The following is a 25385-nucleotide window of genomic DNA, read 5'->3' on the forward strand; positions in this document are numbered from 1 at the left end:
ATATGAAACTGCTGATTGTTGAGGATGAACCGGATCTGCGTCGCCAACTGGTACGGGCGATGGAGGGGCGTGGCTACACGGTCGAAGATTGTGAAGACGGTGAAGAGGCACTCTATCTGGGACGGGAGTACCCCTACGATCTGGCGATTGTGGATCTGGGTCTACCGAAGTTGTCCGGCGTGGAAGTGATCAAACGCTGGCGCGCCGAGGAGAAGAAGTTTCCAATCATTATCCTTACTGCCCGTGGTGACTGGCAGGACAAGGTGGAAGGATTGGAAGCCGGTGCCGACGATTACGTGGTTAAACCCTTCCATATGGAAGAGCTGGCGGCACGCCTGAACGCACTGCTGCGCCGCGCGGCCGGACACGCCAAGCCGGTGTTTGAGTTTGGTCCGTTACGCATCGATACCAGCGGCCGCGTAGTGTATCGCCACGACGAGCCTGTCTCCCTGACCAGCTACGAGTACAAAACCTTTGAATACCTGGTGCTGCATGCAGGCAAAACGGTTTCCAAGACCGAGCTGACCGAGCACCTCTACCACCAGGACTACGACCGCGACAGCAATGTGCTGGAGGTTTTCATCCGTCGCTTGCGTCAGAAGCTGGACCCGGATCAGGATCTGCAACCGATCACTACAGTGCGTGGCATGGGTTACCGCTTTGATCTGAAGCCGGAACAGAAAGAGGGATGATCGCACTCCGGTCACTGCGTTCCAAACTGTTCCGCTCAATCCAGGGGCGACTGCTGTTCGCCTCAGCATTGGTACTGCCAGTGGTGATGCTGCTGGCTGGCATCGCCCTGAAAAATGCCTACCACAGCAGTCAGGAAGTCGCCGTGAATGAGCGCTTGCAGCTGCAGGTGTACCTGTTGCTGGGCAGTATCGAGTTGGGCGATCAGCTCGCCGTACTGCCCCAGTCGTTGCAGGAACCGCGTTATGCACAGATCGGCTCCGGCCTGTACGGTGTTATCCACAGTGCTAACGGCAAGCTGCTCTGGCGTTCCGCCTCCTCCCGTCTGTTACCCGAAAATCAGCTACGTTACGAAACTTCGTTACCCAGCATATTTACGCCGGGTGCCTCGCAGTTTTCACATCAAGCGGATGCGGGGTTGTACCGTTACAGCTTCAGTGTGATCTGGGAGCAGAACGGTCGCGAGCAGGCGATGACCTTTACCGTGATGGAGTCCGACCAGGCGGTAAAAAAAGCGCTGGCGGCGTATTCGACCCAGTTGGCCATGTGGCTGATGGCGGTACTGATGATCGCGTTGGTAGCGCAAGTGCTGATCATGCGTTGGGGCATCCAGCCGCTGAAAGGGTTGGCCCGTGACCTGAAACAGATCGAGCAGGGTGAAGCGGAAATCCTCACCGGTCGGTACCCGAACGAGGTGCAGGCGGTGACCGATAACCTCAATCGCCTGATCGAAAGCGAACGTCAGCAGCGCGAGCGCTACCGAAACACCCTGGGTGATCTGGCCCACAGTCTGAAAACACCGTTGGCGGTGATGCGTGGCGCCCGTGAAGAGCAGCTGGCACTGGAGCAGTACGGTGATGTGGTCGACGAACAGGTCGCACGTATGGATCAGATCGTGCAGTACCAGCTCTCCCGCGCTGTGAAATCACAGGGGCGTGTGCTAGCCCAGGCGGTGGTGGTAAAACCGCTGGTGGATCGCATGCTCACCGCGCTGGATAAAGTGTATCGCGATAAAGGTGTTCATTCTGAGGCGATGGTCAATGCGGACTTGGGCTTTGCTGGTGACGAACGTGACCTGATGGAGGTGTTGGGCAATCTGCTAGAGAACGCCTACAAATACGGGGATTCTCAGGTGTCCGTCGACGCGACATTGAACGGTGACAGTCTGCAGCTCCTGATAGCCGACGATGGCCCCGGCGTAAGCCCGGAAGCACGGCAGGTGATTCTGGAGCGCGGTGCGCGACTGGATACCTCGATTCAGGGGCAGGGTATAGGTTTGTCGGTGGCTGTGGATATCATCAGCTCCTACGACGGAAAGCTCGAAGTGGCCGAGTCTAATCTGGGTGGGGCGTTGTTTAAGGTGACGCTGCCGGGTGGCAGCGTCGCGTAACTTATCGAGACCTGTCAAAAGGCCTTTATTCTTCAGTTTGCTCCAGCAGTTTTACCCGGTCGTCGGTGGCCGGGTGGGAGCTGAGCCAGCCTGCCTGACCGTTGCCGCCTGCAGCGGATTCCATCGCGGCGAGCAGACGCCCCAGATGTGCACTGTCGATACCGTGGCGGATCATGTAGTCCTTGGCAAAACGGTCTGCCTCTTCCTCAAAATCCCGCGAATAGTGTGCTTCGATCATCATGGTTGGTAATGCGGCCAGCACAGTAGTGGCCAGGCTGGTATCCCCGGTCACCGCTGTGACGATCAGCGGGTAGGTGCTGCTCTGCAGAATCATCCGTAGGCTGTGGCGGTGTTCCACATGTCCCACTTCATGGGCCAGTACCCCCAGAATTGCGTCTGGATGCTCGGCCAGCTCGATCAACTGATCGGTAATCAGAATATCCCCCGAGGGCAGTGCCAGGGCATTGGCGCCGATGGTATGCCCTGCGTCACGGAAGTGCAGCTTGTATATAAAGTCGGAAGACTGCTCCGCCACCAGTGCCCTGAAGCGGGTACGGATCGCGGCTTGCTGTTCGTCCGGTAGCTGGCTGGGGCCAAAGATGCGGGCTTTTTCGAAGAAGGTGAGGGTTTCCTCACCCAGCTCCTGGGTGATCTCAGCGGGCAAGCGTTGGGCCACCTGGTTGGATAACGCAGGGACGCCTTCGGCGAGAAACCACCAGATAGCCAGTACCGTAATCACCACGGCAGCTGCCACGTAGCGCAGGCGGCTTTCCAGTATGTGGAGCACCCCGTGGGAGCGGGGTTGGGGATGGAATTGGCGGCACAGCTGATCGATCAGGTCGTTCTGGCTGGATTCCAGACGGGAACCGTCCGGCAGATCGAGAAAGCGTACGGTGTCACCGATCCGGGCGCTGACCTCCACCTGCTGCCAGCTCCAGCTCAGGTCATTGGGCAGGACAAAGCGTCCTGCCGCATCGATCTCCAAAACACACTGGGTGCGCTTGGAGGTCTGGCCGTCGTAGAAGTACGCTTCCAGCTGCATCAGACACCAAACTCCAGATCCAGTACTTCACCCAACTCTTCACCCAGGGCGTTCTGCTGATCCTGTTGCACCTGAACGAACTGGTCCAGATCACCGGCAACCTGAGCCGTGGTGCAATCAGCGCGGTATCGCGCGACACGGATCATCGCCCAGGGTGTTGCCAGCCCCAGAGTCAGCACCATCACAATCATATTGCTGAAGAAAATCCAGAGGTAGGGCAGGGTTTTCATGCGACTTTCAAACTGGTGCTCACCCAGCTGGGCATTGTTCACCGTGTAGTTGGTCACATGCACCTTGATGTAGGCATACACCAGGTAGTAGAACGGCAAAAGAAACAGCGGTAGCAGCGGCAGCATGGTTGGTACTGAGATCTCCACCATAAAAAACAGGATACCGGTGGAGATAGCCAGGAAAATGGCCGCCAGATAGATCGAATAGAACGCCCCAGCTTTTAGCTGTGCTGAAAATGGAGTTTTACCAAAGCGGCTGTTGTTCACCAGCCAGCGCTGCTGACGACAGGCGGCATAAGGGTAAAGTAAACCCAAGGTCAGGGCGCTGCCAACGGGCAAGGCTACATAGGCGATCAATGCATCCACGTAGTTGCCGGTAAAACCAAGACGGATGTTGCGGTAGCGGGTGTTGAAATGGCGAAACATCATGGAACGTACGATGATCCATGGCATCACCAGGGCAAAGATCAGCAGAATTGGTAATCCCAGTATCGGCATGATGCTTACAATAAGCTGATAGAGCATAAAGGCACCAAAGGCGATCAGGCGGCCCTTGAGAATCTGCATCGGCTGGGCGGTGTATTCGAAGCGGGAATCCCCCAGTGAGGTGTGCCCGTAGAAATACTGGTTGGTACGCACCTTGGCCCAGGCGGAGTAGATACCCAGGGTGATGATGGTCAGGCAGACGTTAACGATCCAGATGCGAAAAAACTCACCGGCCTTGCCGTGAAACTGGAAATCGACCGGGTTGAGTTTGGGCTCAGCCGCCGGGGCTGGAGTGGCGTGGGTATCAACGGGCTCGTTCATGTATTGGGATCCTTGAACTTGGTTTTAGGCCACTTCCTGCGGCCATGGAAGGGCGTGCCACAGCGGGCACGCCAAATTATTATAGTGGCTTGGCGAACACCTTGGAGTTTCGCTGCAGGTTATAGAGCGATTTTTTCTCGGTTGGCAGGGCATCAACGGCCTGCTCTTTAAAGCCGCGTTCGACGAACCAGTGGGCGGTGCGGGTGGTGAGTACAAACAGCCGCTCCAGCCCGATCTGACGGGCCTGTGCTTCCACCGCCTGCAGCAACATATCGCCACGATCACCACCGCGGTATTGCGGGTCGATCACCACACAGGCCAATTCGCCCACCTTGTCCTGCTTGAACGGGTAGAGGGCGGCGCAGCCTATGATGGCGCCGTCGCGCTCAATCAGGGTAAAGCGGCTGATCTCACTTTCCAGCAGTTCGCGGGAGCGACGCACCAGTACGCCCTGTTCCTCCAGCGGCTGGATCATCTCCAGCAAACCACCCACATCTTCGATGGTGGCCTGACGGATCTGTTCGTAGGATTCCTGCAGCACCATGGTGCCGGAACCCTCGCGGGTGAACAGTTCGGTGAGCAGGGCTCCGTCCTCCTGGTAGCTGATCAGGTGGCAGCGGTTGACGCCACCGCGGCAAGCCTGAACGGCAGCATGCAGGTGACGGGACAACTCAGTATGGGGTTCGTCGGTCTGGTCGAGACCGGCCAGGTAGTTGCTCACCAGGCGCTCGGCGGTGCGGGTCAGCAGCTCGCTGCGCAGTTCATTCTTGCTATCAAACACACCTTGGTCGGCACCAAACAGCAGCAGCTTGTCCGCGTTCAGGGAAGTCGCTGCTCGGGTGGCAACATCTTCGGTGGCCAGGTTGAAGATCTCTCCGGTGGGTGAGTAACCCAGATGGGAGAGCAGCACGATGTTGCCACTGTTGAGGTGGTGATTGATCGCTTCGGCGTCTATGCGGCGCACTTCGCCGGTATGCCGCAGATCCACACCGTCGTGCACGCCTACCGGGCGCGCCGTCATAAAGTTGCCGGAGACGACACGGATCTGGGCGCCGTGCATCGGGGTATTGGACAGGCCCATCGACAGCTTGGCTTCGATCTCGGTGCGCACGGATGCCGCCGCCTCGATCACGCAGCGCAGAGTTTCCTCATCGGTCACACGGCGGTGATGATGCAGGCGGGGTTTCAGGTTCTGCTGGGATAAACGGGCTTCGATCTGTGGTCGGGAGCCATGCACCAGCACCATGCGTACGCCCAGGCTGTTGAGCAGGGCGATGTCGTGCACAATGTGGTCAAAATTGGGATCGGCAACCGCTTCACCGCCCAACATCAGCACGAACACTTTTCCACGGTGCGCATTGATGTAGGGAGAGGAGTGACGGAACCAGTTAACGTATTGTTTTATATCGTTTATCACAGGCAGTACTTGGCAATCATTTGCTCTAATATCGCTACTGTAGGCTTAATCTGGTCAAAAGCCAAATACTCGTCCGGCTGGTGCGCCTGATCGATGGAGCCCGGCCCCATGACGATGGTGTCCATGCCCAAGCCCTGCAGGAACGGGGCTTCGGTACCAAATGCAACACTCTGGGCGGTGTAACCGGTGAGCTTTTCGGCGGTTTGTACCAGCTCCGAGCTGGCATCGTTCTGGAACGGTGGAATTCCAGGGAACAGGGATTCGGCACTGATCTGCACGCCAAACTGTTCCTCCAGCGGTTTAACCCGCTGGGCGATGGATTCGCGCAGGTTGTCGATATTCATGCCGGGCAGTGGTCGTAGATCGTACTCCAGCTCACACTGGCCGCAGATGCGGTTTGGGTTGTCGCCGCCGTGAATGCAACCCAGATTGAGGGTGGGCACGCTCACGGCGAAGTCGCTGTTCTGGTAAGTGGATTGCAATTCCTTGCGGAAGTCGATCAGGGTGCCCAGCACCGAGTGCATCGCTTCCAAGGCGTTATTACCCAATGAGGGATCGGAGGAGTGGCCGGAACTGCCGGTGATACGCACCGACTCCATCATCATCCCTTTGTGCATATAGATAGGGCGCAGACCGGTTGGCTCTCCAATCACGGCATAACGGGCCTTCGGTTTGCCTGCTTCAGCCAGGGCGCGGGCGCCATTCATGGAACTCTCTTCATCGGCTGTCGCCAGGATGATCAGCGGCTGCTGCAGGGGCTGGTCGATAAACTTTTTCGCTGCGGCAATCGCCAGTGGGAAGAAACCTTTCATGTCGCAGGTGCCGAGGCCGTAAAAACGGTTGTCCCTCTCGGTCAGGCGGAACGGGTTGCTCGCCCAGAGCTCGTCGTTGTAGGGCACGGTGTCGGTGTGGCCCGATAGCACCAGACCACCCGGGCCACTGCCCAATGTAGCGATCAGGTTGGCTTTATTTTCTGCGCCTGGGATCGGCATGACTTCCGTTTTGAAGCCCAGGTCGGAGAGCCAGTTTTCCAGCTTTTCGATTACGTCCAGGTTGCTCTGGTCGAGGCTGGGATTGGTGCAGCTGACAGATGGTGAAGCGATCAGTTCGGCCAGCATGGTGACGATATCAGGGCAGGTAGGGGAGGTCATAGAGTCTCCGTTCTTCTTGTTATATGACCGGGACCGCGACAGCACACACGGCATGTTCTTTCTATTGTGCTACCAATGACGACAAGGGTCTATGCCAAGCCACGGAAAGTTGTAGGGCTGGAAGCAGCACTGACAAAAAGGAAAAGAAGAAGGAGGGGCAAGTTGGTGGGGAAAGCGACGAGGGGCGCATGGCACCCCTCGTGGAGATCGGCAGAGTCTTAGCCGAACATGCCCTTAAACATAAAGAAGAACATGATCGCCAGACCCGCACCTGCAGGCAGGGTTACTACCCAAGATACGAAGATCGTACCTACAACACGCAGGTTCAGTGCAGCCATACCACGGGCGATACCTACACCCAGAACCGCACCTACCAGAGTGTGCGTGGTGGAGATCGGCAGGCCGGTACCGGATGCAACTACTACGGTAGTTGCTGCCGCCAGGGTTGCAGCGAAACCACGGCTTGGGGTCAGTTCGGTAATGTTGTTACCTACGGTCGCGATTACCTTGTGGCCATAAGTTACCAGACCAAGCACGATACCACCGCCACCCAGCAGCAGAATCCAGGCCGGCATCGCTGTTTTCTGTACAACTTCACCACCGGCAGCAACAACACCAACAATAGCAGCCAGCGGGCCTACCGCGTTTGCAACGTCATTGGAGCCGTGAGCAAATGCCATCGCACAGGCGGTAAACATCATCAGAATACCGAACAATTTTTCCACGCTGGAGAAGTGGTAGTCGCGATCCGCATCCGGATTTGGCTTAACCTTCTTCTGCATCGCGATGCCGATGAACATAGTGATAAAACCGATCACTACGGAGATCGCCGCACTCTGGCCCCAGCTCAGGTCCAGCCCCACGTGCTTCAGACCCTTGGTGAAGGTCACCATGGCAATGATGAAGCCCACCATAAAGATGTAGTACGGGATGTATTTCTTAGCGTTCTTAAACGGATCTTCCGTATCCAGAATCAGCTTCTGCACACTACGGAACAGGAAGAAGGCTATGACCCCGGCCGTGACGGGTGACACCACCCAGCTGGCAACGATCTTGGAAACCTTGCCCCAGTTTACAGCGTCTGCAGAGATGCCTACTGCGGCAAAACCTACGATGGCACCCACGATAGAGTGGGTGGTAGATACCGGCCAGCCGAAGTGAGTTGCGATCAGCAGCCACGTACCTGCCGCCAGCAGCGCCGCCATCATGCCGAACACCAGCAGTTCCGGTGTGCCAGAGAGCAGTGCCGGATCGATGATGCCTTTACGGATGGTGGCGGTTACCGCACCACCGGCCAGGTAAGCACCGGCAAATTCGAAGATGATAGCGATGATGATCGCCTGCTTCAGGGTCAGCGCTTTGGAGCCAACCGAAGTACCCATGGCGTTGGCGACGTCGTTCGCACCTACACCCCAGGCCATAAAGAAACCAAAAATACACGCAAGGATGACAATGGTGTCACCGTACTGAGCGAGAATTTCCATGAGGACTACTTCCGATAATTTTAAGAATTAGCGAGCCATGAGCAGCTGCAGTCGGCTGCCTACCTGCTGGGCACGATCGGCCAGATCGCCGATCCAGTAAATAATCTGATACAGGAACATCGCGTCGATCGGTGGCAGATCTTTTTCGATCTGGAACAGCTCGAATCGGATGTTGCGCTGCAGTTCGTCGGTGTGGTGTTCCAGGTCATCCAGTTCACCGATCATCTTCTCGACCAGATCAACCTCGTGACCGCTGAAACCGCTTGTCAGCAATTCGTCCAGTTCGTTCAGGGCAACCAGTGCCTGCTCGGAGGTGCTCAGTGCACCACGAACGAAGTCATTCATCTGGGTCTGGATCTGAGCCGGGATCTCCATTTTGCGGCCCAGCATCAGGCCCGCGATGTCCTTGGCGCGGTTAGCAATTTTGTCCTGCATGCGCAGCAGTTCCAGCAGGTCAGTACGTGGTACCGGCAGGAAGATGCTGTTTGGCAGATGTTGACGCACGTCCTTTTTCATCGCATCTGCTTCGCCTTCCAGAACCGCGATGCGGCGCTGTACCTTTTCCGCTTCTTCCCAGTCGGAATTGTTCACGGCTTCAAAGAACGGGATCAGTTCGGAAGCACACTCCTGTGCTTTTGCAATGTGTTCCTGCATCGGCTTAAACGGAGAACGCGCAAACATCTGCAGGATAGGGTTGTTGGTTACCATATGAGTAAACCTGTGTGGGTCAAAATTTGCGCGCAGTATAAGGGGGGCTGTCACAAGATTGTAAATGTATATACACGAAAAATTCATCAATCAGACATTAAACTGACATAAATCGAGTTTGGCCGGGGGCAAGGCCTTGAGCATGCATATTAATGTTACAGTTTTGTTAAAAAACAACGCCCGATAACTACAAAATCTGTCAGACACACACAGGTTCAAGTGCCAGCAGGATGCTATAGGGCTTATTCACACCTTCCACTGAAGCTGGGTTAGACTGTGGGCTGAAGTAGAAGGAAACTGCAGTGTTATGGCGAAAGAAATTGAGTTGAAACTGAGTGTCAGCCGACACCACATTGAATCCCTGAAGCAGCAACCGCTGTTCAAATCTCCACAGGTGGTCGATCAGGGCGCTAAGGCGTTAACGAACATCTATTTTGATACGCCAGAACAGGACCTGACCCAGGCACGGGTCGCGTTGCGCATTCGCGAGAAAGAGGGGCGTTACATCCAGACCTTGAAAACCAGCGGTGTGGCCGAAGGTGGTCTGCATCAGCGCGGTGAGTGGGAATGGTATGTGGACACCCCAGAGCTGAATTTTGAACTGCTCCAGCAGGCCGAATGGCCGGAACACCTGAACACTCCTGAGTTGCAAGCGAAAATTAAACCGGTATTTGCCACCGATTTTGTACGTAATACCTGGATCTACGACAGCGTAGATGCGGCCGGTGAGCGCTTGTTGATTGAGATCGCGCTGGATCAGGGCCAGGCTTGGGTGGGGCAGGGCGATGAACGCAGACACGATGATATCTGCGAGCTTGAGCTTGAACTGATGGACGGTAATCCGGCACACCTGTTTGAGGTGGCGTTGGAGCTGGGTAAACAGATCCCACTGTTGAGTTCCGATATCAGCAAAGCACAGCGTGGTTATCGCCTTTGCAATCCGGATGGCTATCAGGTGCGTGAACCTGAGATCAGCTTTATGGATGAGGCGACGATGGAGCTGGCGTTCTGCCAGATGTTGCAGCGTGAGCTGATGCTGTGGCCTCAGTACTTGGAAGCCTGGCAGTTCACCCGTGACTGGAGATATGTGACTGCGGCGCTGGAATCCTTGCGCAACATCGGCGGTTTGTACGAGAGCTTCAGTGACATCATCCCGGCTGATCCGGAAGGGGACCTGGACCAACTCCTCACCAAGTTGATTCGCCAACTGCGTGATGTCGATGCTTGGCACCGTACTGCCAGCTTGATGAACGGAAACGGTAAAGCGTGGCAGGCGGAGGCGCAAAAACGTGCTGAAGACCGGATGTTGGTGCTGCTGCAAACGGTCGGCTTGGGACAGATCGCACTAAAAATCGCCCATCAGTTGGTCTCTCTGAGCTGGCGTGAGCGCTGGAGCGACGAGCATCAGGCACGGGCGCAACAGCCATTAAATTGAGCGTGACGAAGCTCATGACCCGGCTTGCCGAACTCTGGTAGGCTGGGAGCATATCCGGTGTGTTCAGAGCATTCACGTAATACACCGGATATGCAGATGACACCGGGCGTTGACCTGATAGAGCCCATACTGGAGAGCACACGGAACATGTACACACCCAATACCGACCTGGTTATCGAGCCCCTCCACCCGCTGTTGCAACAGAACTGGCAGCGAATCGAAGACAAATTAAATGACGTTGAAGGGATCTCCCCGGAATTGCTGGCCGATCTGACCCGCGTGGTCGTTGGCAGTGATTTTGTTGCCGACCAGTTGGGGCGCTCTCCGGTATTGCTGCAGGATCTGCTCAGCGGTGAAGACCTGCTGCGCCGTTATGATGAAGATTACTACCACACGGAACTGAATAACCGTTTGGCAGCGGTGGAGGATGAGAATGCCCTGCACCGCGTACTGCGTCAGTTCCGTAACCGTGAACAGGTGCGCATCATCTGGCGTGACCTGACCCGCCGCGCAGAGATGCGCGAAACCACCCGCGACCTCTCCAATATGGCCGACGCCTGTATCGATGGTGCATTGAACTGGCTTTATGTCTCGGCTTGTGAGCGCTTTGGTACACCGCACGGTATCGGTGCCAGTGGCGAACGCGAACAGCAGCGCCTGGTGGTGTTGGGGATGGGTAAGCTGGGCGCGTACGAGCTCAACCTCAGCTCCGATATCGACCTGATCTTCTGCTTCCCGGAAAACGGCCAGACCGACGGCGAGAAAAAGTGCCTGGAAAACCAGGACTTCTTTATTCGTCTGGGTAAAAAGCTGATCCAGGCACTGGATAACATGACGGTAGACGGTTTTGTGTTCAGGGTGGATATGCGCCTGCGTCCATTTGGTTCCGCGTCTCCGCTGGCGGCCAGCTTCGACGCGATGGAGCTGTACTACCAGGAGCAGGGCCGCGACTGGGAACGTTACGCTATGATCAAGGCGCGTGTGGTGGCCGGCGATAAAGAGGCCGGTGCCGACCTGATGGCCCGCCTGCGTCCGTTTGTGTACCGCAAATACATCGACTTCAGTGCCTTTGAGTCCCTGCGTGATATGAAGGAGATGATCAACCGGGAAGTGCGCCGCAAGGGCCGTGAGCAGAACGTGAAACTCGGCTCGGGTGGTATCCGTGAGGTTGAGTTTATTGCCCAGGCGTTCCAGTTGATCCGCGGTGGTCGCGATAACCGCCTGCAGCAGCGAGAGCTGTGCAATATTCTGCCGGTGTTACCCGATTCCGTAGGTATGCCGGAGGAAGCCGTTGACGATCTGATGAAAGCATACGAATTCCTGCGTAACGCTGAACATGCGATCCAGGCGGTGGCGGATCGTCAGACCCAGGAACTGCCAATGGATGAAGCGGAGCAGTTACGACTGGCGTTCAGCATGGGTTTCGAGGATTGGGACAGTTTCTACAATCAGCTGGAAGCGCATCGTGCTGATGTGCGGCGCCACTTCGCCGACGTTATTGCCCCGGCTGAGCAGGACGAAGAGAAGGAGGACGACCACTCCGCCGAGTGGCTGGAGCTTTGGGATGGCACGCTGGAGGATGAGCATGCGCTGACATACCTGGGTGAGGCTGGATTTGACGACGCAGGCGCCGCCTACAAACAGCTGGTGGACCTGCGTGAATCCCGTACTGTAGTGATGTTGCAGCAGATCGGTCTGGAACGTCTGCGGGCCGTACTGCCGGCGTTGCTGGAGCAGGTCTCGCACACCGATAACGCTTCTGAAACCCTCGCCCGTGTATTGAAGTTGGTAAGCGCCGTGTTGCGCCGCTCCGCGTATCTGGTGTTGTTGGCGGAAAATCCGGGGGCTCTGAAGCAGCTGGTACGTCTCTGCTCGGCCAGTGCCTGGTTCTCCGAGCAGCTGGCGAAACAGCCGATCCTGCTGGATGAGCTGATTGATCAGCGTACTTTGTACACCCCACCGGATAAGGAGCAGATCCGTAACGAGCTGCGCCAGCAACTGCTGCGTATCCCGGAGGAGGATACCGAGCAGTTGATGGAAGCGCTGCGTTACTTCAAGAATGCAGTTACCCTGCGTGTGGCCGCATCTGAGATCACTGGTGCGTTGCCGCTGATGAAAGTGAGTGATTACCTCACCTGGACCGCCGAAGCTATCTTGAATGTGGTGTTGGAGATCGCCTGGCGTAACCTGTCTGAGAAGCATGGCGTGCCGATGCAGTCGCAGGGTGTACCGTGCGATCCGAACTTCATCATTATCGGTTACGGTAAAGTAGGCGGTATCGAACTCTCTTACGGCTCTGATCTGGATCTGGTGTTTATCCACAACGCCGATCCGAACCTGTTTACCGACGGTGAGAAGCAGATCGCTAACTCAGTGTTCTTCACCCGTCTGGGGCAGCGCATTATCCATATCCTCAACACCTTTACCCCGTCTGGTCAGCTGTACGAGGTGGATATGCGTCTGCGTCCGTCCGGTAACTCCGGCTTGCTGGTAAGTTCGCTGAAGGCATTCACCGACTATCAGCAAAAAGAGGCCTGGACCTGGGAACACCAAGCACTGGTGCGTGCCCGTGTGGTCGCGGGTGATCCTAAACTGCAGCAGGCGTTTGAAGCGGTACGTGCTGAGATTCTTTCGGCAGAGCGCGATAAGACCGAGCTGAAGAAAGAGGTGGTGGAGATGCGTCAAAAGATGCGTGACCACCTGGGTAGCAAGAACACCGAAAATACTGAGAACCCAGTGTTCCACCTCAAGCAGGATCGCGGCGGCATTGTGGATATCGAGTTCATGACCCAGTACTGCGTGCTGGCGAATGCGCACGAATACGCATCCCTCACCGAATTCACCGACAATATCCGTATCCTCGAAGGTGCAGAGGCCTGTGGTTTGATGCCTGCGGAGGAAGCGCAAAGGCTGCGCGAAGCGTACATCGAATTCCGCTCTGTAGGGCACAGCCTGACCTTGCAGGAGCGATCCAACGAGATTAGCGATGATGAGCTGCGCGACAGTCGCGAGTTTGTGGCTGCCAGCTGGGATAAGCTGCTGGGCTGATCAGCAGTCCTGATCCAAGAACAAAAAAGCCAGACGTTATGTCTGGCTTTTTTACATCTGAGTACTTAAACCCAGATCTTACTCTGTAGAGTGTCGTGATTAAACGCTGGTCAACCAGCCGTGGGTGTCTTCCGCTTCACCCCACTGGATTGCGTTTAGTGCGGTACGCAGTTTCACGGTGGTTTCACCGATGCCGCCGTTACCTACGTCGATCTCCTGGCCGTGGTGGATCAGGGTTCCAACTGGTGCCAGTACAGCTGCGGTACCGGAGAGTGCTGCTTCACAGCCTGGCTTCTTCGCGCGCTCCAACAGCTCGTCTACGCTCAGTTCACGCTCTTGTACGTCCATACCCATGTCGCGGGCGATGGTCAGTATGGAGTCACGGGTCACTCCGTGCAGGAAGCTTGCATCCAGTGCTTTAGTGATCAGTTCGTTACCGTCGATCAAAAGGAAGTTCGCTGCGCCGGTTTCCTGTACGTCGCCGTTCGGGCAGAACAGAACCTGGTCGGCCTGTACTTCTGCACGGGCGTGCATGATCGGCTGCAGGGCCGCGGCGTAGTTACCACCACTCTTCACCATGCCCATGTGCGGTGGGCAGCGCATGTTCTGATCTTCGATCAGCAGGCGCAGAGCCTTGTCCCCACCGGCAAAGTAGTCGCCTACCGGAGACAGCAATACGTACTGACAGGAGGTCAGGGACGGAACCGCGGCTTTACCGATCGCAGGCTCAGTACCGAAGTGGGTCGGACGGATGTACATGGAGCCAGGTGCTTCCGGTACTTCGTCCGCAAAACGCGCCACGATATCGCGGATCATCATGGCGGTGACGTCTTTGTTGATCTCCGGCAGACCCAGCAGTGCTGAACTCTGGGCAAAACGGTCGACGTTTTTGTCCATGCGGAAGATCTTGATGGAGCCATCCTTGTGGCGGAACGCTTTCAGGCCTTCAAAGCAGGTACTGGAGTAGTGCAACACATGGGCGCCCGGGTGCAACTGGATGCTGTCGCTGGAGACGACTTCGGTCTCGCTCCAGTTAGAGCCATCAAACCAGGAAATTGCCATTTCTGGCATAAACACGGAACCAAATGCTGTCATGTGAAGCGTCCTACTAAAAGCGGGTTAGGTGAAAACGTTCCAGATGAATCGGAACGGGAGAAACTTAGCGGTTCTCGCCCAAGCCTGTTGATTTTAAGCATCTTGGCAAAAAATGGAATTCCCAGATGCAGAAAATCGTTACGTCCAGCGCGATTACTGGGTGTTTTGTGGGGATTTTAGTATCATTGCCGCATTGAAAACGGTCACAGCGCCGCTGTAACCAATCCCAGCCCCACTATTTGCCAAGCAGGTCCGCTTTGACACAGATCTGGATTATCAGTGATGGAAAACCGGGACATCTGAACCAGAGTCTCGGACTGGCGGAGGCGCTGCAGCGTCAGATCCCCGATGTGCATATCGAAACCAAACCCGCGTTAACCCGAACCGCTGCACTGAAATTGCTGTGCCTGGGCGGAGCGGATGGAAAGCCAGATCTGCTGATCGGTGCAGGGCATCGCACCCATCTGAGTCTGCTGGCTTATAAGCGCGCAACCTGTGCGCCTGCTGTGTTGATGATGAAACCGTCTTTGCCGATGGGTTGGTTTGATCTCTGTTTGATTCCGAAGCATGACGAGCCGGGTGAGCGTACAAATGTGGTGCTGACAGATGGGGCTCTGAACCGGATGCAGTCAATGGCTGAGCGTGAGCCAGATAGCAAAGGGATGATCCTGATCGGTGGGCTGTCCAAGCATTTTGGCTGGGATGACCAGCTTCTGGTTGATCAACTCAAAGCGATTGTGGATGGCTCAATACCCTGGTTGTTGACCACATCACGCCGTACACCGGAGAGCTTTTTGCCACTGGTACAGCAGGCAGAATTACCGAATCTGGAGATCGTGCCCTTTGAACAGACCGGTCCTGGCTGGCTGGGTAAGCATCTGCCGCAGGCAGAACAGTGTTGGGTGAGTGGCGACAGCGTATCGATGGTGTTTGAGTCGCTCACCGCTGGATCTGCCGTAGGAATCTTGGAACTTCCACCGCAGGCGAGCAATCGTATTACCCGCGGCTTGCAGCTGTTGATTGATAATCATAAGGTCACCCCGTTTAGTCGTTGGCAGGAGAGCCGTTTGCTGCCATTGCCCGAAACGCCATTTAACGAAGCAGAGCGCTGCGCAGAACTGGTCCGCAAGAGGTTGTTGTCATGAAGGTTGTACAGTTATTGCCGGATCTGGATGGCGGCGGCGTTGAACGTGGCACGCTGGAAGTTGCTGAAGAGCTGGTGAAGCGTGGCCACGAATCGATTGTGATCTCGGCGGGAGGCCGCATGGTGAAACAGCTTGAAGCCGAAGGCTCGCGCCATGTTACCTGGGACTTGGGTACCAAATCATTCTGGACCTTTCGACATGTCTGGGCGTTGAGGCGTTGGCTGAAACAGGAAAAGCCGGACATCCTGCATGTGCGCTCCCGCTTGCCTGCCTGGATCGCATGGTTTGCCTGGAAAGGGATGAATCCTAATGAGCGTCCGCGTTTAGTAACCACAGTGCATGGGTTGTACTCAGTATCGAAATACAGCGGTGTCATGTGCAAAGGGGAGCGGGTGATTGCCGTTTCTAAAACCGTTGAAGCTTACATTCGCAATAACTATCCCGAAACGGATATGGGTAATGTGCGTTTAGTGTACCGTGGCATTGATCCGCAGGAATTCCCTCTGGGCTATCAGCCGTCGGAGGAATGGCTGGAAAAGTGGCGATCGGACTTTCCACAGCTTGAAGGTAAAAAGGTCATCACATTGGCAGGTCGACTGACCCGCCTCAAAGGCCATAACGATCTGATCGATATGATAAAGGTGCTGGTTGCCCAAGGAATGCCGGTACACGCTCTGATCGTAGGTGGTGAAGATGCGAAACGCAAAGCGTACGCAGAAGAACTGTACAGCCGGGTGAATGACGAAGGCTTAAGCGAGCACATTACGTTTACCGGTGCGCGTTCGGATATCCGTGATATCTACTCCGTTTCGGACCTGGTGCTGTCCTTGTCCACTAAGCCGGAGTCTTTTGGTCGCACGGTGGCAGAAGCGATTGGTCAGGGGGTGCCGGTTGTTGGGTACGATCATGGTGGGGTTGGTGAGATTCTTACTGCGCTCTATCCTCTGGGTAAAACGCCATTGAACGACGCTGATCAGTTGGTGAAAACCGTGAGTGAGGTGCTGGAATCGGGTGTGCGGCCGCACGGTAATCCTGAGTTCCTTAAAACGACCATGTTGGATAAGACCTTGGCGGTGTATGGGGAATTAGTAAATGACTTTACTGAGTAGGGATTGGTTGGCAAAACACATTGTTTGGTTCCCCGTGCTGGTGGTGTGTGGATATCAAGTGGGGCGCGGAGTTGGCAATACACTGCTGGGGTTGTTTGCATTGGTAGGGCTCTTGGTATTCCTTCCTCGTGTTTCAGTCGTGATACATCGATGTCGCCTTCTTTCTTTTTTGTATCTTGCGTTTATCGCTGTTTTTTTAGGTTCGACGCTGCTATCTCCAACAGGCGACCAAAATTTTAAGTACTTGATAGCGTATGTTTTGGCTAGTTCAGTGCTTCTGCAACTTCAAGTATATAGGTTAACAATCAATGCCCGCACTTTACAAAATGCAGGATGGATTGGCTTGTCGGCTGGTGGGGTTTTTGTAGTGCAATTCATAGCAACTGCCATTGAGAAGGGTGACGGGTTCTCCCCAGCTCATGATGTCAATGGCATGGTTGCTGCTGTTCTACTACCTTGGCTGCTGTTGTCGAGTTTTAAATACAAGTGGTGGGTGCTTAGCGGGATATTCGGATTGTTATTGGTGTCTGATAGCCGTACAGAGGTGTTATCTGTGCTTGCCGCAGTTGCGGTGTATTTTGCAGTACGTGAGCGCAGAATAGGCTTGCTTTTAATAAGTCTTCCGTTGGCGTTGCTGTTTGCAATTAGCGTGGATGCAATTATCAGCGGGAGAGCTTTGGAAGGGGGGTCTACATACGAATTATTGAATCGTTTGAGTAGTCAGAGATTAGCAATTTGGAATCAGGTTGTTGAGCATTCTCCAGACATTAGCTGGCTGGGGAGCGGCGTATACAGCAGTGTTGGAGCAGAATTTATTCCTAAAGTTAGGCATTTTCATAATGCTTTCTTAGAGTTGTGGTTCGAAGTAGGCCCCATAGGAGGTGTTATATTCCTGCTTATGCTTGGGCATTTGGGAGTGTTGGCTGGTAATCGCTATCGCATGGTGTCAGGCGAAAATTTACATGTTTTAGCTACACTGGGAGCCGTATTTGTCTCGGTTGTAGTTGTATTGTTTCTTGATAAAGCAATGCATTCCGTTTTTGGGCGCTTTTACCTCTTTTATGTAATGGGACTCTTTTATTTGTGGAGCACACAATTGAGTGGTGGGTGTTCTGAAAGTTTTGGCAAAGTGTCAGAGAGAGGATAGGCGTTGGAAATATTGAAAGTTTTCTATCTCAAAGCAGCCTACGGTTATCGCCGAGCAGTGATTGCTTGCTTAAAGTCTTTGCTGTTTAGGAAAGTGGATTCACCTCGAAAAATAGTTATTCATCGTGTTGGCGCTTTCGGAGATTCTGTTGTTGCGTTGCCTGCGATCATGCTGTTGAGACGGTTTTTTCATAATGCTCGAATTGACCTCGTGTCTACCCAGGCAGTCGGAATTACGATACGTGACCTGATTGATGGCGGAGATGTGGTAGACAATATTTACATATTCGCTAAAGGTGATCGCCACAAAGCATTGAAACTCATTCGAGAAGGAGGTTATGACCTGTATGTTGAAATACCACAAAATCTAAACCTCATAAAATCCGTTCGCAATATGCTTTATGTTCGTTTTGTTGCTGGTATTCCTTCTGCTTTTGGGTGGGATGCAGGGCGAATTAAACGATTTCTGCCTATTCAGAAGAGAAGCATGAGAGTACCTCGTGAAGTTGATCGGTTTTTGGATGCTTTGCGAAAGGAAGGAATAGAAGGGCAAAGTGAATATCCGTTGGCAATTAAGAACAAGCACAAGCAGAAAGCACTAGCTCTGATTCCACCAACAGAAAAAAAACGGATAGCATTGCTGATTGGTGGAAAGCTTCAGGCTAAAAAATGGCCTCTGGAGCGTTGGAAAGAATTATCTCGCGCCTTGCAAACCGAAGCTGAGGTATATCTCATAGGTGGCCCTGATGAAGTTGAGGAAAGTAATTTGATTTCTGGTACTAATTCAGGGGTCCGGAATTTATGCGGTAAAACAAGTATTCTAGAGACAGCGGCAATTTTATCGAAGATGGATTTGGCAATCAGTCAGGATACTGGCGCTATGCACTTAGCCTACGCGGTCCATACACCCTTAGTGTCATTATTTAGTACGCGTGATCTTAGCGATAAGTGGCATCCGCCAGCTGCTAGTAGTGTTGTGCTTGAACGGGTGTTGCCTTGCAGCTTTTGTTTCAGGAGTGAGTGTGTCAACAATGTATGTATGACAGGGATATCCGTTGACGAGGTGCTAGAAGCAAAAGCAGAGCTTGAACGCAAGCTAAACACATGATGGGGTGGTCGAAAGAGTAATGTCGGATAAACGTTTCAGGAAAATTCTTTTGGTGCGTTGGGGGGGGCTGGGAGATGTAGCCTTGTGTAGCGCTTTATTTGAAGATATTCACAGGCACTACCCCGATGCAGAACTACATCTAAATGTAGAGCCGCCCTGGTGTCAGTTGTTTGAGAATGACCCGCGATTTGAGAAACTGTTTGTGCAACGGGTGCGAAAGGTTGCGAGGCTCGAGTCTGCGAGCACATGGCTGCGAATGTTGCGCGAAGAGCGCTATGATCTGGTGATTGATTTACAAAGTAATGATCGTAGCCGTTTGTATTTGACGTTGGCAGTCTTCTTGGGTATTGCTCCCAAGTATCGTGTAGGGATGAAGTCTAGCTTTCCTTATAACCTGCCGTGTGGGTATGTTGATCCGTTTATCTATGCCTTCAATTGCTATCAAGCGCCCCTGGAGGGGCTTGGAGTAGGACTTAAAAGCGATCGGCCAGTATTTTATCTACCAACTCAAGCTTCAGATGAGGCGAAAGAAATTTTGGAGAGAAACTGCCTAGTACAGAAGGACTACGTTGTTCTTGTTCCTGGTAGCAGTGCGGCTGGCAAGGATAAGAGATGGGGGACGGAAAATTACATTCAGCTAGGGAAGAAGCTGTTGGATGGAGGCGTTGAAAAGATCGTTATCGTTGGTAGTGGTGATGAGCAAAATGTGTGTAGTGCGGTCACTGAGGGTATCGGTGATAAGGCTATTAACCTATGCAATCAAACATCGCTGTGTGTAATTCCGCTTCTGGCAGATGCTGCAAAGGCTATCATTTCCAATGATACGGGGGTTGCCCATGTTGCGGCTGCGGCAAGTACTCCCATTTGGGTGATTTGTGGACCTACTCGTGCCGAGAGAGTTAAGCCATTAGGTAATCATGTACGTTGGTTTCAGATTGACCCTGAGTGCTTTGTTGACCATTTTTCCGAGCAATGTATGGCGAAACTTGCCCCGGAAGAGGTGGCGTGTACGGTACTTGCAGAGCTGAACTGACTGCTAGTACTGTGCGATTGGCCTGAATCATTAGGTGGTCATTGGAATCTGTTATAATCTTACTGACATACCGCAATATTCTTCCTCAACGAATCGATCCTCTAGATGCAAAAATCAATCACTGAAACAGCCAGACCATCAGGCTGGATGTTATACCGGCGCTTACTAGCGTATGTTAAGCCATATTGGCATGTATTTACGGCAGCGTTTCTAGGGTTTGTATTATATGCCATTACGCAAACAGGTTTCGCGAAATGGCTTGAGTATGTTGTGGATACGGTTGGTAAAGGAGAGTTTGAGTGGCGTGGCGCTCTAGCCCTTTCTGTTATTGGATTGTTCTTTGTACGCGGAATGGGGACCTTTCTGGCTAGTTATGCCTTGGCATATATAGCTCGCCGAGTGATTAATAAACTTCGTCAGGACTTATTTGAAAAACTTTTAAATCTGCCTCGTGGCTTTTTTGATACACAAAGCTCTGGGCAGATTCTTTCTCGTCTGACCTTCAACGTTGAGCAAGTGACGGGAGCCGCAACTGACGCGATACGCGTGGTTCTGCGTGAAGGGCTTACCATAATTGGCTTACTTGGATATCTGATTTACCTCAACTGGAAGTTGACGTTGATTTTTCTTGCCGCAGTCCCCCTTATTGCATTTGTGGTACGTTACGCTTCTAAAAGGTTGCGCCGTTTGAGTACCGAAATTCAGGACTCGGTAGGCGATGTTGCGCACGTGGCTTCGGAGTCGATTAAGGGAATAGAGGTTGTTCGTATTTTTGGCGGTAAAGACCGAGAGCGATCACGTTTTCTGGAAGCAAGTGAGCGCAATCGTCAGCAATTCATGAAATTGGTGGTTACTCAGTCGGTCAATACGCCACTGGTGCAACTGATTGTTGCTTGTGCGCTTGCAATATTGATGTACACAGCGATGCATCCCAGTTTAATGGCACAGATGAGCGCGGGTGAGTTTATTGCGTTCATTACGGCCGCGGGTATGATTGCCAAGCCTATGAGGCAAGTGACAGAGGTGAATAGCATTATCCAGCGTGGGATTGCAGCTGCGGAGAGTGTTTTTGAGTTTACTGATACTGACGGTGAACGTGATACCGGGCGCTATAAACTTAAAGCGACGGGTGATATCGAATTGAAAGCTCTCAGCTTTGCTTACAGCTGTAATGCAGAGCCAGTTTTAAAGAACATTGATCTGCACATTCAACCCGGAGAATCCGTTGCGCTGGTCGGGCGTTCAGGTAGTGGTAAATCAACACTAGTAAGCCTGCTTCCCCGCTTTTATGAGCTAAGTCAGGGGCAATTGCTTCTTGATGGAGTTTCTGTTGAAGATATCGAGCTGGACAGCTTGCGTAGCCAGATAGCACTTGTTAACCAGCATGTGGTGCTATTTGAAGGAACCATTGCGGAAAATATAGCATATGGTGCACTGGCAGGAAGTAGCCGGGAGAAAATTGAAGCTGCTGCCCAGGCTGCTCATGTGTTGGAGTTTGCTGTCCGCATGCCTGACGGGCTGGACACGGTAATCGGTGAAAATGGCCTGATGCTCTCAGGGGGGCAGCGTCAACGTATTGCCATCGCCCGTGCTCTGTTGAAGGACGCTCCAATTCTGATTTTGGATGAGGCAACTTCTGCCTTGGATACCGAATCGGAGAGGCATATCCAAGCTGCGATGGAAAATGTAATGCGGGGACGCACAACACTGGTAATCGCTCACCGTCTTTCCACTATCGAAAACGTGGATCGCATTTTGGTCATGGATAATGGCCGAATCGTGGAGAGTGGAAGTCATCAAGAGTTACTGAAACGCGGTGGGGCTTATGCCTCCCTGCATCGTATGCAGTTTAATCAGAAAGATACCGATGAAGAAGTAGGATCGGGGAGCAGAGCTGAATGAATGTGAGTATGCCGCGGTTTGATCAGGGACGAGTACTTGTTATTGGCGACCTTATGCTGGACCGTTATTGGCATGGTGATACATCGCGTATATCGCCTGAAGCACCAGTCCCGGTTGTTAAAGTCGGAAGCCAGGAAGATCGCCCTGGGGGGGCAGCTAACGTTGCTCTGAACGTCAGGGCTTTAGGGGCGCCAGCATCGCTTATAGGGTTGGTCGGAGCTGATGATGCAGGGCGTGCGTTGGAAAAACAGTTGTCTTCTGCGGGTATTTACTGTGACTTTGCGGTGACTGAAGATGAGCCAACCGTCACAAAGCTAAGGGTCTTGAGTCGTCACCAACAGTTAATCCGTTTGGACTTTGAGGAAGCCTTTCATCGTGATCACAGTCAGGCGATTGCTCAGAGAATGAGTAATCTGATCAACCACACTGATGTGGTTATCATCTCGGATTATGCGAAAGGTACTCTGAGCAGTGTTGAACAGCTAATCAACACAGCGCGTAATGCGGGCAAGGTGGTGTTAGTCGATCCCAAAGGCACTGACTTTCAGCGCTATGCCGGTGCGACACTGTTGACACCCAATCTGAGCGAGTTTGAAGCTGTCGTGGGTCACTGCAGTTGCGAACGAGAGCTAGTAAAGCGCGGGCAAGCATTGATTGAAAAACTTCAACTGGAAGCGTTATTGGTCACTCGCAGTGAGCAAGGTATGACGCTGATCAGGCCTGGTTTGGAAGAGATTCATTATCCTGCGCGCGCACGTGAAGTTTATGACGTTACCGGTGCGGGAGACACGGTTATTTCCACCCTTGCTGCAGCATTGGCTTCGGGAGAGACGATGGCAACTTCGGTGGCTTTAGCTAACATCGCTGCCGGTATTGTTGTTGCAAAACTGGGTACCGCCGCTATCAGTGCGCCTGAATTGAGGCGCAAGGTCATGGCTGAGCAAGGTGCTGAACAAGGTGTGGTTGCTGAAGATCAGCTCATGATTGCGCTGGAAGAAGCCCGTACGGAAGGTGAGAGTATTGTTTTCACTAACGGTTGTTTCGATATTCTGCACGCTGGACATGTTGGTTACCTGGAGGAAGCGCGATCGAAAGGAGATCGTTTGGTGCTGGCGGTGAACAGCGATGATTCGGTCAGGCGCCTTAAAGGTGACGGTCGTCCGATAAATCCTGTTGAACGACGTATGGCCGTATTGGCAGGGCTTGCGGCAGTAGACTGGGTGATCCCATTTGACGAGGATACGCCTGAACGTATTATTCGGGCAGTAAAGCCTGATGTACTGGTAAAAGGTGGTGACTATACGGTTGAAACAGTGGTTGGTGCGGAGTTCGTGCAAAGTTATGGTGGTCGTGTAGAACTTATGCCGTTTCTTGATGCATGTTCCACTACGTTAATCGTTGACAAGATAAAGGCGGATGCCGAACAGGGTTAGTAAAGATGAGTCTGGACTTGAATGGCAAAAAAATTCTGATTACGGGTGGTGCCGGTTTCATTGGCAGTAACCTGGCTCTTACAATTCAGGAGCGTTGGCCTCTTGCTGAAATAGTTGTGTTTGATCGTTTCCAGGATGGCCGCCGCTTTGGAAACGGCAATCTGATCAGTTTGGGACATTGGGAAAATCTGCTTCAATTCACCGGAGAGGTGATTTGCGGAGATATAAACAGCGCCGATGATTTGAACCGTTTGCGAGGATACGGTTTCGATTATATCGTTCACCAAGCTGCGATATCCGATACTCGCGCTGATGACCAGAATCTGGTGGTCCGCACCAATGTAAATGCCTTCCGGGATCTGTTGGATCTGGCACGTGTGGATGGCGCACGAATGGTTTATGCCTCAAGCGCGGCAACTTATGGCCCTCAGCCAGCGCCGCAGACGATCGGTATTGAGTCGCCGGATAATGTATATGGCTACAGCAAGCTGGCGATGGATCATCTGGCAGCCTCTTACCGTAAACAGTATCCGCTACAGCAAACCGCAGGCCTGCGTTTCTTCAACGTATATGGACCTGGAGAGTACTTTAAAGGCAAGACAGCATCGATGGTTTTACAGTTGGGACTGCAACTGCTGGATGGCCGTACCCCCCGCCTTTTCGAAGGGTCTGACAATATTCGTCGTGACTTTATTCATGTGCAGGATGTGGTAGAAGCAAACCTGCTGTCCATGGCGTCCGACCAGAGTGGTGTCTTTAATGTTGGCACAGGGCTGTGTCGTAGTTTCAAGGATATTGTGGATGTGCTTCAGCCACTCTTGGGTACTGATCTTCCAGTCGATTATTTCCCAAACCCTTATGCTGGCTACCAAATGCATACTGAGGCAGATATCTCATTAAGTACTGATGTGCTGGGATATAAACCCTCATTGACACTGGAACAGGGTATTTCTCAGTATATTCCGGAGATTCGTGCTCTCTACGATCGATTCGGATACACAGCATAATCAGGAGTGCCCAAGGATGATGCAGATTCTCGCTATCCGCTTCAGTGGCTTGGGGGATATTGTGATGCTGACTGGCATATTTGGGGCGCTCAAGCAGCGTTACCCGGGCTGCCGAATTACGTTATTGGCAGATGTGGTGAATGCGGGGATTGCGAGCGAAACATCTGGTCTAATCGATGAGGTGATTACTCTAAACCGTAAACCTTTCCGCCAGCGACGGTTATTGCCCGCTTTGAAAGAGGCTTTTCGTGTGTTGAGGGCAGTTAGGGAGCAGCAGTATGATATGGTTTTGGATTTTCAGAACTTTGGTGAAACCGGATTCATCACACGGATGGCGCATGCGGCAAAAAAGATCGGAGCACCCAAAAAACACAAATATGCCAAACCCTACGATGTTGTAGTGCCTGTCAGAACCGATGGGCATCGGATTGAGCAATTCGCGCGTATTGCCCAGTTAGAACGCCAAATTTATCCGCCGAAGTTGTGTCTCTCTGAAAACGGGCGTAAATATGCCGCTTCATGGAAGCAAGGCCTAAGCCGTGACCTGCCTGTTGTGGGGCTCAATATAGGTTCAACACAGGAAAGCCGACGTTGGCATCATGAACGTTTTGCGGAGCTGGCGAAACGTTTATCCGGTCAAGCCGAGGTGGTAATTTTTGCTGGGCCGGCAGAAGAGCAGTATTTGTCTTCCTTTGTTGATAAAGGACACCTCGTTCGCTCGGTTACCTTACCGCAGCTTTGTGGTGCAATCAGTTGCTGTGATCTGATCGTCAGCAATGATACTGGGCCTGCTCACATTGCAGGCGCATTAGGTGTTCCTTTGGTAACGCTGTTTTCTACAGGGGATGATCATGAGGTAGGAGCCATCTGTAATCAGAAACGGTACATAAAATGTGTACCGATTAATGAAATTCAGGTGGATGAGGTGCTGGTGCAGATGGCGGAGCTGTTGCCGTGTCTGAATCTGGTCGAAGTTGTATGAGGCAGCTGTACACCTTTTTGTTC

The 25385-nt window shown here is 53.1% G+C and carries 20 protein-coding genes; 13 read left to right on the plus strand and 7 right to left on the minus strand.

The genetic code is table 11. The annotated features are described in order from the left end of the window. The first annotated feature begins 2 nt into the window (after window positions 1-2). Entirely contained in the window at window positions 3-692 is a 690-nt protein-coding gene (locus ACEQ15_RS00545; protein ID WP_282352619.1) for a response regulator transcription factor, read from the plus strand. After that, complete coding sequence (locus ACEQ15_RS00550) at window positions 689-2080, plus strand: ATP-binding protein (protein ID WP_370276996.1); 1392 nt, start codon at window positions 689-691, stop codon at window positions 2078-2080. The genes ACEQ15_RS00545 and ACEQ15_RS00550 overlap by 4 nt, the downstream gene beginning before the upstream one ends. A 25-nt stretch (window positions 2081-2105) precedes the next feature. Here the strand turns inward: ACEQ15_RS00550 and ACEQ15_RS00555 are convergent, their stop codons facing one another. The 6 genes from ACEQ15_RS00555 to ACEQ15_RS00580 form a co-directional block, all read right to left on the minus strand. Beyond that, window positions 2106-3122 carry a M48 family metallopeptidase gene (locus tag ACEQ15_RS00555; RefSeq protein WP_370276997.1) on the minus strand — a complete coding sequence of 339 codons (1017 nt, stop codon included), beginning with the start codon at window positions 3120-3122 and terminating at the stop codon, window positions 2106-2108. Then, window positions 3122-4159 (minus strand): YjgN family protein, encoded by a 1038-nt coding sequence (locus ACEQ15_RS00560; RefSeq protein ID WP_370276998.1) that lies wholly within the window; start codon window positions 4157-4159, stop codon window positions 3122-3124. The genes ACEQ15_RS00555 and ACEQ15_RS00560 overlap by 1 nt, the downstream gene beginning before the upstream one ends. Before the next feature lie 79 nt (window positions 4160-4238). Next, the gene (gene argA, locus ACEQ15_RS00565) at window positions 4239-5576 is read right to left on the minus strand and encodes an amino-acid N-acetyltransferase (protein ID WP_370276999.1); all 1338 of its coding nucleotides are present in this window, start codon (window positions 5574-5576) and stop codon (window positions 4239-4241) included. After that, window positions 5573-6727 (minus strand): acetylornithine deacetylase, encoded by a 1155-nt coding sequence (gene argE / locus ACEQ15_RS00570; protein ID WP_370277000.1) that lies wholly within the window; start codon window positions 6725-6727, stop codon window positions 5573-5575. Before argE ends, argA begins: the two co-directional genes overlap by 4 nt. A 218-nt stretch (window positions 6728-6945) precedes the next feature. Next, complete coding sequence (locus tag ACEQ15_RS00575; protein ID WP_370277001.1) at window positions 6946-8211, minus strand: inorganic phosphate transporter; 1266 nt, start codon at window positions 8209-8211, stop codon at window positions 6946-6948. Window positions 8212-8238: 27 nt separating this feature from the next. Next, window positions 8239-8919 (minus strand): TIGR00153 family protein, encoded by a 681-nt coding sequence (locus tag ACEQ15_RS00580; RefSeq protein WP_370277003.1) that lies wholly within the window; start codon window positions 8917-8919, stop codon window positions 8239-8241. Between the two features lie 307 nt (window positions 8920-9226). Here ACEQ15_RS00580 and ACEQ15_RS00585 point away from each other — a divergent pair, with 307 nt between their 5' ends. After that, window positions 9227-10354, plus strand: a complete 1128-nt coding sequence (locus tag ACEQ15_RS00585; protein ID WP_370277004.1) for an inorganic triphosphatase — start codon at window positions 9227-9229, stop codon at window positions 10352-10354. Between the two features lie 147 nt (window positions 10355-10501). Then, the gene (gene glnE, locus ACEQ15_RS00590) at window positions 10502-13402 is read left to right on the plus strand and encodes a bifunctional [glutamate--ammonia ligase]-adenylyl-L-tyrosine phosphorylase/[glutamate--ammonia-ligase] adenylyltransferase (RefSeq protein WP_370277062.1); all 2901 of its coding nucleotides are present in this window, start codon (window positions 10502-10504) and stop codon (window positions 13400-13402) included. 99 nt (window positions 13403-13501) lie between these two features. Here glnE and ACEQ15_RS00595 read toward each other — a convergent pair whose 3' ends face one another. Further along, window positions 13502-14497 (minus strand): branched-chain amino acid aminotransferase, encoded by a 996-nt coding sequence (locus ACEQ15_RS00595; RefSeq protein WP_370277006.1) that lies wholly within the window; start codon window positions 14495-14497, stop codon window positions 13502-13504. A gap of 257 nt (window positions 14498-14754) precedes the next feature. Between ACEQ15_RS00595 and ACEQ15_RS00600 the strand changes: the two genes are divergently transcribed. The 9 genes from ACEQ15_RS00600 (at window position 14755) to ACEQ15_RS00640 (ending at window position 25362) form a co-directional block, all read left to right on the plus strand. Next, entirely contained in the window at window positions 14755-15642 is an 888-nt protein-coding gene (locus ACEQ15_RS00600) for a mitochondrial fission ELM1 family protein (RefSeq protein ID WP_370277007.1), read from the plus strand. After that, window positions 15639-16751, plus strand: coding sequence for a glycosyltransferase family 4 protein (locus ACEQ15_RS00605; RefSeq protein ID WP_370277009.1), 1113 nt, complete (start codon window positions 15639-15641; stop codon window positions 16749-16751). Before ACEQ15_RS00600 ends, ACEQ15_RS00605 begins: the two co-directional genes overlap by 4 nt. Then, entirely contained in the window at window positions 16735-17898 is a 1164-nt protein-coding gene (locus tag ACEQ15_RS00610) for an O-antigen ligase family protein (RefSeq protein WP_370277010.1), read from the plus strand. Before ACEQ15_RS00605 ends, ACEQ15_RS00610 begins: the two co-directional genes overlap by 17 nt. A 3-nt stretch (window positions 17899-17901) precedes the next feature. Beyond that, the gene (locus ACEQ15_RS00615) at window positions 17902-19005 is read left to right on the plus strand and encodes a glycosyltransferase family 9 protein (protein WP_370277011.1); all 1104 of its coding nucleotides are present in this window, start codon (window positions 17902-17904) and stop codon (window positions 19003-19005) included. Between the two features lie 19 nt (window positions 19006-19024). Then, complete coding sequence (locus tag ACEQ15_RS00620; RefSeq protein WP_370277012.1) at window positions 19025-20038, plus strand: glycosyltransferase family 9 protein; 1014 nt, start codon at window positions 19025-19027, stop codon at window positions 20036-20038. Between the two features lie 105 nt (window positions 20039-20143). Next, window positions 20144-21940, plus strand: a complete 1797-nt coding sequence (gene msbA / locus ACEQ15_RS00625) for a lipid A export permease/ATP-binding protein MsbA (RefSeq protein ID WP_370277014.1) — start codon at window positions 20144-20146, stop codon at window positions 21938-21940. After that, complete coding sequence (hldE, locus tag ACEQ15_RS00630; protein ID WP_370277015.1) at window positions 21937-23373, plus strand: bifunctional D-glycero-beta-D-manno-heptose-7-phosphate kinase/D-glycero-beta-D-manno-heptose 1-phosphate adenylyltransferase HldE; 1437 nt, start codon at window positions 21937-21939, stop codon at window positions 23371-23373. The genes msbA and hldE overlap by 4 nt, the downstream gene beginning before the upstream one ends. 5 nt (window positions 23374-23378) lie before the next feature. Next, on the plus strand, window positions 23379-24380 hold the full coding sequence (gene rfaD / locus ACEQ15_RS00635; protein ID WP_370277016.1) for an ADP-glyceromanno-heptose 6-epimerase: 1002 nt from the start codon (window positions 23379-23381) through the stop codon (window positions 24378-24380). Between the two features lie 16 nt (window positions 24381-24396). Further along, on the plus strand, window positions 24397-25362 hold the full coding sequence (locus tag ACEQ15_RS00640) for a glycosyltransferase family 9 protein (protein WP_370277019.1): 966 nt from the start codon (window positions 24397-24399) through the stop codon (window positions 25360-25362). The last annotated feature ends 23 nt before the right edge of the window (window positions 25363-25385 follow it).

Source organism: Pontibacterium sp., assembly GCF_964228735.1.
GTDB lineage: Bacteria > Pseudomonadota > Gammaproteobacteria > Pseudomonadales > Balneatricaceae > Pontibacterium.

What these genes read in the sequence shown, in the direction of transcription:
- msbA (WP_370277014.1), top strand. Translation starts at nt 20,144, where the DNA reads ATGCAAAAATCAATCACTGAAACAGCCAGACCATCAGGCTGGATGTTA.
- glnE (WP_370277062.1), top strand. Translation starts at nt 10,502, where the DNA reads ATGTACACACCCAATACCGACCTGGTTATCGAGCCCCTCCACCCGCTG.
- ACEQ15_RS00605 (WP_370277009.1), top strand. Translation starts at nt 15,639, where the DNA reads ATGAAGGTTGTACAGTTATTGCCGGATCTGGATGGCGGCGGCGTTGAA.
- ACEQ15_RS00640 (WP_370277019.1), top strand. Translation starts at nt 24,397, where the DNA reads ATGATGCAGATTCTCGCTATCCGCTTCAGTGGCTTGGGGGATATTGTG.
- ACEQ15_RS00545 (WP_282352619.1), top strand. Translation starts at nt 3, where the DNA reads ATGAAACTGCTGATTGTTGAGGATGAACCGGATCTGCGTCGCCAACTG.
- ACEQ15_RS00585 (WP_370277004.1), top strand. Translation starts at nt 9,227, where the DNA reads ATGGCGAAAGAAATTGAGTTGAAACTGAGTGTCAGCCGACACCACATT.
- ACEQ15_RS00555 (WP_370276997.1), bottom strand. Translation starts at nt 3,122, where the DNA reads ATGCAGCTGGAAGCGTACTTCTACGACGGCCAGACCTCCAAGCGCACC.
- ACEQ15_RS00610 (WP_370277010.1), top strand. Translation starts at nt 16,735, where the DNA reads ATGACTTTACTGAGTAGGGATTGGTTGGCAAAACACATTGTTTGGTTC.
- ACEQ15_RS00550 (WP_370276996.1), top strand. Translation starts at nt 689, where the DNA reads ATGATCGCACTCCGGTCACTGCGTTCCAAACTGTTCCGCTCAATCCAG.
- argE (WP_370277000.1), bottom strand. Translation starts at nt 6,727, where the DNA reads ATGACCTCCCCTACCTGCCCTGATATCGTCACCATGCTGGCCGAACTG.
- ACEQ15_RS00595 (WP_370277006.1), bottom strand. Translation starts at nt 14,497, where the DNA reads ATGACAGCATTTGGTTCCGTGTTTATGCCAGAAATGGCAATTTCCTGG.
- ACEQ15_RS00620 (WP_370277012.1), top strand. Translation starts at nt 19,025, where the DNA reads ATGTCGGATAAACGTTTCAGGAAAATTCTTTTGGTGCGTTGGGGGGGG.
- rfaD (WP_370277016.1), top strand. Translation starts at nt 23,379, where the DNA reads ATGAGTCTGGACTTGAATGGCAAAAAAATTCTGATTACGGGTGGTGCC.
- hldE (WP_370277015.1), top strand. Translation starts at nt 21,937, where the DNA reads ATGAATGTGAGTATGCCGCGGTTTGATCAGGGACGAGTACTTGTTATT.
- ACEQ15_RS00580 (WP_370277003.1), bottom strand. Translation starts at nt 8,919, where the DNA reads ATGGTAACCAACAACCCTATCCTGCAGATGTTTGCGCGTTCTCCGTTT.
- ACEQ15_RS00575 (WP_370277001.1), bottom strand. Translation starts at nt 8,211, where the DNA reads ATGGAAATTCTCGCTCAGTACGGTGACACCATTGTCATCCTTGCGTGT.
- ACEQ15_RS00560 (WP_370276998.1), bottom strand. Translation starts at nt 4,159, where the DNA reads ATGAACGAGCCCGTTGATACCCACGCCACTCCAGCCCCGGCGGCTGAG.